This window comes from Sulfuricurvum sp., assembly GCF_049305995.1.
In the GTDB taxonomy this organism is placed as follows: Bacteria; Campylobacterota; Campylobacteria; order Campylobacterales; family Sulfurimonadaceae; genus Sulfuricurvum.
In genome coordinates this window covers 1-8,649 of sequence record NZ_JBAQPS010000256.1, presented here as the reverse complement: position 1 = coordinate 8,649, position 8,649 = coordinate 1, and the positions used below count along the sequence as shown (strand labels likewise).

The window sequence follows — 8,649 nt, the reverse complement described above, 5'->3', positions numbered from 1 at the left end:
ATTTTGATGAAAATGCCCCTCAATCAAGATATCAATTTTTTTACCCTCAAACAAGTGTAACCTCTTCTCTATCAGTGCTTCGAAATGCTCTATATTACGGCAATGTGATTTTCGTTTCATCTGTTGTTCTAGCCATGAAATGATAAACCCTTTTCCAATAATATCGATTAATCGAAGGAATCCTAACACTAGCGGACTTCTAATCAGTGCCGTATAAATTTCATATCCCATTCCCATTGCACTATCACCATGCAAAACCGCTACTCTTTTACCCTCATAACTCATCATTAACGGTTGGTTTTCACGACGAATGACCAACACGTTCGGAAACAATCCATCGAGTAAAAAGTCATGATTTCCCTCTAAATAGAGGATCTCCATCCGATCCGATAAACGGTTGATAAGATCGATTCCTTCTGTGTTATACGGATAAGTTCGTGGAATGGGACCATAAAGCATATCGAAAACATCCCCCATCAAAATGAGTTGCGGGGTTATGATCTCGCCCGATTCAAGAGCGCGAAGGAAATCGATAAAAGGGGTACGCCATGGGGCGCAATGGGCATCAGCGATGAGAATCGCACCCGTAAGAAGTTTAGGGAACATACGCAATTTTCGGAATTCCGAGCGTTTCATTCAGAGCCATCATGATATTGGCATTGACAAGTGCTTGTGAACTGGCACCGCGCATGAGATTATCAATCGCGCACATGGCGACCAAAGCGTTGCCGTGACGAGTCGCATAGAGATCCGCGAAGTTCGTTCCTGAAGTCATTTTCGTATGAGGAGGTGCAGTGCGGATACGGACAAAAGGTTTGTTTTCATAGAATGATCCCATAAGCGCTAAAGGGTCACAATCACTTTTCAATGTGGCATAGACACACGCAAGCATCCCACGTGTCATCGGAACAAGAGAAGGGACGAATGTCACTTTCACCTCATCAGAACATAAAGCCGAAGCGTGTTGTTCTATTTCCGTAGCATGACGGTGTTTGATGATGTTATAACAGTTGATATTGTCATTGACGCTGACATAGTGAACGGCAGATGAGGGTGATTTCCCCGCACCCGAAACACCAGTTTTAGAGTCGATAAAAATAGGACTCGTCAAATCAATGTGATTCAAAAAGGGAGCCAATGCCATCAAAGAAGCCGTAACATGACATCCCGGATTGGCGATAAGACGGGCACCTTTGGCAATATCTCCGTGAAGTTCAGGGATAGAATAAATCGCATGGGAGAGGTTATCCAAATCTTCATGTTCACAGTAAAATGCTTCGTAATTCTCGGCAGAGAGACGATAATCGGCAGAGAGATCAACCACTTTTATCCCTCGCTCTAACAAGCCTTTGGCGGTTTGCATCGCGGTTTTATGCGGCAAGGCTAAAAAGATGAGCTCACAGCTCTGGGCGGCACGATCCATATCGACTTTTTCAACACTCAAATTACACACACCCATCAATGCAGGGTGTAGTTCTACAACGGTGGTGGCACCTTCGGTATTGGCACAATACACGAGATTAAAAATCGGATGAGAAATCAACATTTTAACGAGTTCTAATCCCGTATAGCCGCTGACTCCAATAATCCCGACGTTAATGGCTTTCAAACACGATCTCCTGATATTTCACTTCAACCACTTCAAAGTTTTTGGTACCGCCTGGGAGTTTTGCATTAAGTTCATCCCCCTCTTCTCGCCCTAAAAGCTGTTTAGCCAGTGGTGAATTAAATGATATTAGACCCCGCTCAGGGTTGCTCTCGCATCCGCCGACGATGGTATAAGTGACCTCTTCATCGGTATCAAGATTATTCAAAACTACGGTAGATCCGAAACTGACTCGGGCATGTTCGAGTTCACTCGGGTCTACAATCTGTGCACGTGAAATCACCTCTCCGAGCTCTGCGATTCTAGTTCCGATAAAAGCCTGCTTTTCGCGCGCTGCATGGTATTCGGAATTCTCTTTTAGATCACCGTACTCTTTGGCACGATCGATTTCGACATTAACTGCCGGTAAATCGATATTTTTGAGGGTATTTAGCTCGTCTGATAAGCGCTGAAACCCGTATTTTGTCATCGGTTCTTTTTGTTCCACTGTTTGCTCCGAAAAATAAGTAGGGATATTATACCAAAGGTATCCTACTCATGGAAGATTTTCACGAAAGATGTTCACAATCTCTACCCGCTCTTTAGGCTCATTGATCCGATACAGAATCGAATACCCTTGATACACGAGTTTTCGGATATTTTTACCATACTCTTCGGCTTTACGTCCCGATTCTGGAAATTGCATAAGAATATTGTAAATATATTCCTTTAGTCTCGACATATAGGCAAGGGTGATAGATTCGGATTGGCTTTGCGTGTAGATAAAATCGGTGATTTTGGTTAATCGATAGGTAGCTTTTTTAGAGAATACGACCGTTTTAATGTTTAACATACTTTGCAGTAGCCATTTCAAACGCTTCGTCAATCCCGATGAATTCATCACGGTCGAGTTCTTCGATCGATGTTTTTACTTCATTTTTAATCTTTTGAAATCGCAAAAATTCAACGAACTCTTGCATAAGAGTGCTCTCATCACCTCTATATTCGTTTTGAATGAAGCTTTCGAGTTCAGGGTTATTGAGCTGTATGGATAACATCATAACTCCTTCGGATTATTTTGGTTTATTGTAGCATAATTTTAATATCCTATTCGTCTTAATGCCAGCGAGCACATCGCCAATCCAAATCCCCCTGTCACACCGACAAAACTCCCTTTTTCTTTGATAAGAGGAAGTTCAGAGGAGCAGATACAGCTAAAATCGCCTTTGAATTTTCGTTTGCGAAGTTCATTACGGATTTTAGAGGCAAAGGGATCCCCTTCGGTTTTCCAGATGGAGCGTACTTCGATCTTCGTCGGATCGAGCCGTTTCGCCGAACCGACAGAGGAGATGAGTTTCGGATAGCATTTTTGGATGAGGGCAAGTTTGGCACGCATATCATCAATCGCATCGAGGATCAGATCATACGGCTCAAAATCGAATTCCTCGACCCATTCGGGGGTGATCTTTTCAGATATCGCAATCACTTCGGGATAGTGGGTTTTGAGGGCTTCGACTTTAAGTTCGCCTTCGTGGTTTTCAGAGTGCATTTGACGATTTTGATTGCTCTGATCGTATCGGTCAAAATCGATGATCGTGATATGCCGCACCCCTGATCGGTAGAGACAATCTAAACAAAAGCTTCCCACACCGCCGACTCCGAGGAGGAGAATTTTCGCGTTGCTAAGTTTCTCAAAACTCTCTTCGCCGAAAACCAGTTTTGTCCGAACGTTTCTCAAAGCCACTCCCGCAATTGCTGCATCGATTTATAGGCACTCATATCGAGTTTGATCGGCGTTAGGGAGACTTTACCAGCTTCTATCGCTTCGAAATCGCAGAGGGCACTCCGTTGTTCACGCGGTTTATATTCCAATGGATGAAGACCAAGCCAGTAGTACTCCATCCCTCTTGGATTTCGGTGTAGGTGGGCATCGTTGGCATAATAGCGATACCCTGCATAGGTGACGGCAAATTCTAACGCTTCAACATCGTGGGGGATATTGACGTTTAAAAATTCTCTCTCACGTAATGGAAAATTACCGTTTAAAATTTTCTCAGCCAAATGACGGATCGCTTTTTTCGCCAATGCGAAATCACCGACAGGCTGGGTAAAATCCATCACTTGCGATATTGCGATAGCGGGAACATCATGCAATACCGCTTCCATCGCCGCCGCCGCTGTCCCTGAGTAGGTGATATCTTCTCCCATGTTAGAACCTTTATTGATCCCGCTAATGAGCAAATCAGGTTTAGACTCTTCGAAAAGGGAGTGAAGGGCAAGGTAAACACAATCGCTCGGAGTGCCATCATCGAGTTTGTAAAAATCATCTCCAACACTGATAAAACTAAGCGGTCGTGTGAGAGTCAAAGAGTGCCCACATGCCGATTTTTCGGTAGAAGGGGCAACAACGGTAATCTGCCCAAGCCCCTGAAGTGCTTCGATAAGTGCCAAAAGCCCTTCAGATTCGTATCCGTCATCATTGGTGATCAAAATTTTTTTCATCTATTTCCTTTTAGATTTGAGCGGGACAAAAATAAAGCAGTTGTTATCCCCACGTCGTTCATACGCCAACACGTATCCATGTTCTTTTAAAATCGCATCAACGATGTAAAGTCCCAGACCGAAACTGTCTTTCGTCGGGTGATCTTTAGTAAAGGGTTCGATGTAATATGAAAGCGGATTTTTCAGCGGCTCACCGAAATTGCTAAAGAGAATCTCTCCCCCCTCTACCGTTATCTCCATTTTTTTATCAGGAGAGTATTTGATTGCGTTATCGATCAAATTTTTCACTGCGGTAACAAACAATCGGTAATCAACCTCTATTTTGATAGAGGTATCAACATTGCATGTCACTGCATCATAATCGACCATTGCCGAATCAACGGCACCGTCGATAATATCGACCAGACGATACTCTTTTTTCTCATGATGCTGATTTCCAGAGGTGATCTCTTCGATCAAGGCAAATTCGCCGATCAGAGATTCTAAACGCTCAAAAATCCCCTCAAACCGTGCTTGCTGTTTTTCATCACTGAGCATGGTCGTGACAATGCGCCCTTTGGCAATCGGTGTTTTGAGTTCATGCATGATGTTGCGTAAAAAGAGGGTGCGAGATTCGATGAGGGAGCGAATTTTATTTTGGGTGGTATCGAGCTCATTGGCGATCAAAGCGATCTCATCGCTTCCGTCGATACGAAACCTAACCCCCATATCCCCTTCCCCGAAACGGGCGATCTGTTTACGTAAACGACGCAGTGGACGCAAGCGATAGATGATAAGGGCAAAAGATATCATCAGAATACTCATCAAGGTTCCATACGCCGAAATCAGATTGACCGGATGATAAGGTTCAATGCTCTGATCTAAAAGAAGGACACTGTGTCGTGAGGATTCAACCCAAAAATAGATACCCCCACGATACTCAATCATCGAGGTAATTACCTGCTGAGCGACATGGGTTTCGAATGGAGCATCGGAGAGAGTATATTCCTCCATTACCTCATCCCCGTTTCCATCACTTTTGAGGATTTTTCCTTGCCGAATAATGGTCTCATAAACCGATTCATCACTAATCTCTTCGAGATCGTATAGTGCTAAATTGGCTTCAAACATCGGTTCGGAAATCTGTTTGATGATATAGGTGTGGTAGATTTGACTGATGAGAGAGTGTTTGGTGAAAATGTTATCGATGTGTTTAGTACGATTAACCTGATAGAGCTGATAAAAAGTGTAGCTGACACTCGATACGGTCACTACAAGGGCAAAGGCTACGGTTGCAAGAACCGCATTGTTTTTAATCATTTTGATTTTGAACGTGCAAGGAATAAAATTCCTTGCCCTACGCTCGCCGCTATGGCACTGAAGCTAGCCCGTGCAGGGCAGAATTTATTTCTCATTTTAATAGTTTGTAGCCGATGCCACGGATCGATTCTATCAGGGCTTTATCCCCGAGTTTATTACGAATCCGTCCCATCATTACATCAATACTTTTGTTTGAAGAATCTTCGTTGATCGCGCTGACGTTGTGAATCAAATCTTCGCGTGAAACAACCATCCCCTGCTTTTTAATCATGTGTGCCAAAATTCCGTATTCAGCATTGGTCAGCTCTAATGGACGTCCTTTGTAGCTGATTTGCATCGCAGATTCATTGAGTTTGAAATCACAGGCGATTTCGGAGGCTGCCGCCGATGCGGCATCATATCGACGCAATACTGAATGGATACGTGCTTCGAGTTCTCGCGGATCGTAAGGTTTCGGGAGATAATCATCGGCTCCGAGTTCGAGTGCATTGATCTTATCGGTTACATCGGAGCGTGCGGAGGAGATAATAATAGGGATGTTTTGGCGTGCACGGATCGCTTCGCACACCTCTAATCCATCCATCCCCGGCAGGGTCAAATCGAGGATCACCGCATCAAACTGTTCAAGTTTGAGGATACTAAGTGCTTTAAACGGATCATCTTCCGTCGTGACTTGGAAATCGTACTGTTCTAAAAATTCGGTGAGGATCTCGGCTAGCTCGAGATCGTCTTCTATCATTAATATTTTACTCATGATGGCATTGTAACAAAGAGTGGTTAATGATTTCCTAACTCAGCCACAATGTCAGATGATAGGCGATGAATGCTAGTGAATACGCCACAATCGTCGTAAATACAAACAGATACACGAAATATTTAATTCCCCCTGCCTCACGAGTGAAGACGACCGAAGCCGCCAAACACGGTAGATAGGTCATTATCACCACGATAAACGCTACCGCAGAAGCAAACGGAATCTGAGAACTGATCGTGGAGATCAATGAGTGATCCTCTTCGGTCGCATCGCTTCCGAGGGAATAAAGAACTCCCATCGTCGAAACAACAACCTCTTTCGCCGCCAATCCTGTTTGTAACGCAACCGCCATTTTCCAGTCAAAGCCTAGAGGGGCGAATGCCGGCTCTATCGCATGACCGATTTGACCTAAAAAGCTCTGTTCTAGCTGTGCTTCAGCGAGCTGATTTTCGAGAACTTTCACCTCATCATCCGATGCAGCTACTTCAATTTTTGCTCCAAAGAGTGCGTCCAAAGAGGGATCTTTCGGGTAGGTACTGAGAAACCATACCAGCAACGATGCGGCAGCGATAAATGTCCCCGCTTTTTTCAAATACATCATCGTCTTAGTGACGACAGTATGCCAAATGAGTTTTAGCGATGGGAGACGGTATTTTGGCATCTCCATAACAAACGGCTCATCAATCCCTTTGAACGCGGTGAGTTTAAGCACTTTTGCCGCGACCAGACCGATCATCGCACCGAGAATATAGATTCCAAAGAGGATATTTCCTGCCATCTCAGGGGCGAAAAAGGCTCCCGTAAAGAGGACATACACCGGCAAGCGTGCCCCACAGCTCATAAACCCAATAACAAAAAGGGTCAAGAGACGGTCACGGTCATTTTTCAAAATTCTCGCCGACATATAGGCAGGGATAGAGCACCCAAACCCTGAAACGAGAGGGATAAACGACTGCCCGTGAAGACCGAATTTATGGAAAAATCCGTCCAGCAAAAACGCAACTCTCGACATATACCCCGTCGATTCGAGTAACGCGATTCCCACAAATAAAATAACGATATTTGGGACAAAAAGGACAACCGCCCCAACCCCTGCAATCACCCCATCGACGATCAGAGAGCGAATTTCATCATTGCCTATCGTAGAGCCGACCACCTCTCCGAACCATCCGAAAAAAGCATCGATCCAATCCATCGGAATTGAGCCGATTTCAAACGTAAGTTGAAATAACGACCACATAAAAAAGAGAAAAATCGGGATACCAAATATCGGATGGATAAGGATACTGTCGATCTTTTCCGTAGTTGTCTTTTTAAGCGGGGTGGCAGGTTTCACTTTGACCGCTTCTGCGATAATCCCTCGATTAAAAGAGAAGTACTCTTCCGCCAAAGCCTCTTTCATATCGTCGGTATCATGATGCAACAGTACATGACGATCTGCCTCGATCAGCATCGGCTGCAATTCCGTCCATAATGGGTTATCATGTAAAACGCGATACGTTTTTTTCTCTTTTTGAAGCAAGTTAATTGCGATGTTTCGATTAGAGATAGTCGCTTTAAACTTGTGACGATCGAGATAATCAGCGATTATATCAATCTCTTCTTCAACCGCTTCGCTAAAAATCAATTTTTGCTCTTGAAAATCAGTTTCGTGTGCTTTAATAACGCTATTCATCAACTCTTCGAGTCCCGTTTTCGCCGCTGCAGAAACCCGAACACATGGAATTCCTAAAAGCTGTGAGAGATAAGGAGCGTTGATCTCAATCCCCTCTTTATCCGCTTCATCCGACATATTGAGGGCAAGCACCATTTTTTTGCTCATCGTCATTAACTCAGCCGTTAACTGAAGATTCTTCTCCATATTAGTCGAATCAAGTACATTGATAATAAGATCATATTCTTCGTTACAAAGATAATCGTGCGTAACTCGCTCTTCGATCGAATAATCGGTAAACGCATAAGTTCCTGGGAGATCGACGACACTGAACTCATAATCGTTGTATTCAAATGTCACCACCGTTTTCTCGACGGTTACACCTGTGAAATTTCCAACATGAAGCCTTGCATTCCCGATGGAGTTAATAAGCATACTTTTGCCGACATTAGGCTGTCCGACGAGAGCTACAGTAATTTGTTTAGTGGACATCGGATACCTCGATCAGCTCAGCTTCTTCGCGGCGCAGAGCAATAGTCACATTGCCTATTTTTATCTCATAAGTGCTTTTCGTCAAACCGCATTCTAGCATTACCACTTCGGCACCTTTCATCAGCCCAAATGAAATGAGACGTTGTTTTAGGGCTCCCTTAGCATTAATTTTCACCACGGTAGCAATGCCTCCTTTCGTACAAGCACTTAGTAAAGTCATCGTAAGATGTGACATAGCCGTTCCTTATTTAAGAGTAATCAAATAGATAAATTTACAAAATAATAATCAATATCATATTAAAAGGGTCTTAAAAGCTTTTATCTAACGGTATATTCTATAGGTATTGTCAGCTCTAATGAATC

11 protein-coding genes are annotated in these 8,649 nt (G+C 43.8%); all 11 read right to left on the bottom strand.

Annotation, left to right across the window (positions count from 1 at the left end):
* Positions 1-636, bottom strand: a 636-nt coding sequence (locus WA010_RS08795) for a UDP-2,3-diacylglucosamine diphosphatase (protein WP_422556755.1), incomplete at its 3' end; no start/stop codon positions are given.
* A complete protein-coding gene (argC, locus tag WA010_RS08790) occupies positions 596-1,609 on the bottom strand; it encodes an N-acetyl-gamma-glutamyl-phosphate reductase (RefSeq protein ID WP_422556754.1) in 1,014 nt (337 codons plus the stop codon). The genes WA010_RS08795 and argC, both read right to left, overlap by 41 nt.
* Positions 1,596-2,093, bottom strand: coding sequence for a transcription elongation factor GreA (greA, locus tag WA010_RS08785; RefSeq protein ID WP_422556753.1), 498 nt, complete (start codon positions 2,091-2,093; stop codon positions 1,596-1,598). Before greA ends, argC begins: the two co-directional genes overlap by 14 nt.
* 48 nt (positions 2,094-2,141) lie before the next feature.
* Positions 2,142-2,438, bottom strand: coding sequence for a type II toxin-antitoxin system RelE/ParE family toxin (locus WA010_RS08780; RefSeq protein WP_422556752.1), 297 nt, complete (start codon positions 2,436-2,438; stop codon positions 2,142-2,144).
* The gene (locus WA010_RS08775) at positions 2,425-2,643 is read right to left on the bottom strand and encodes a hypothetical protein (RefSeq protein ID WP_422556751.1); all 219 of its coding nucleotides are present in this window, start codon (positions 2,641-2,643) and stop codon (positions 2,425-2,427) included. The genes WA010_RS08780 and WA010_RS08775 overlap by 14 nt, the downstream gene beginning before the upstream one ends.
* Positions 2,644-2,684: 41 nt before the next feature.
* Positions 2,685-3,323: a tRNA threonylcarbamoyladenosine dehydratase gene (locus WA010_RS08770; RefSeq protein ID WP_422556750.1), complete on the bottom strand. Its 639-nt coding sequence runs from the start codon at positions 3,321-3,323 to the stop codon at positions 2,685-2,687.
* The gene (gene surE, locus WA010_RS08765; RefSeq protein WP_422556749.1) at positions 3,320-4,087 is read right to left on the bottom strand and encodes a 5'/3'-nucleotidase SurE; all 768 of its coding nucleotides are present in this window, start codon (positions 4,085-4,087) and stop codon (positions 3,320-3,322) included. The genes WA010_RS08770 and surE overlap by 4 nt, the downstream gene beginning before the upstream one ends.
* Positions 4,088-5,386: an ArsS family sensor histidine kinase gene (locus WA010_RS08760; RefSeq protein ID WP_422556748.1), complete on the bottom strand. Its 1,299-nt coding sequence runs from the start codon at positions 5,384-5,386 to the stop codon at positions 4,088-4,090.
* 91 nt (positions 5,387-5,477) lie between these two features.
* A complete protein-coding gene (locus tag WA010_RS08755) occupies positions 5,478-6,140 on the bottom strand; it encodes a response regulator transcription factor (protein WP_422556747.1) in 663 nt (220 codons plus the stop codon).
* 34 nt (positions 6,141-6,174) lie between these two features.
* Positions 6,175-8,286 carry a ferrous iron transport protein B gene (gene feoB, locus WA010_RS08750; protein ID WP_422556746.1) on the bottom strand — a complete coding sequence of 704 codons (2,112 nt, stop codon included), beginning with the start codon at positions 8,284-8,286 and terminating at the stop codon, positions 6,175-6,177.
* Positions 8,276-8,521, bottom strand: a complete 246-nt coding sequence (locus WA010_RS08745; RefSeq protein ID WP_422556745.1) for a FeoA family protein — start codon at positions 8,519-8,521, stop codon at positions 8,276-8,278. Before WA010_RS08745 ends, feoB begins: the two co-directional genes overlap by 11 nt.
* Between the last annotated feature and the right edge of the window lie 128 nt (positions 8,522-8,649).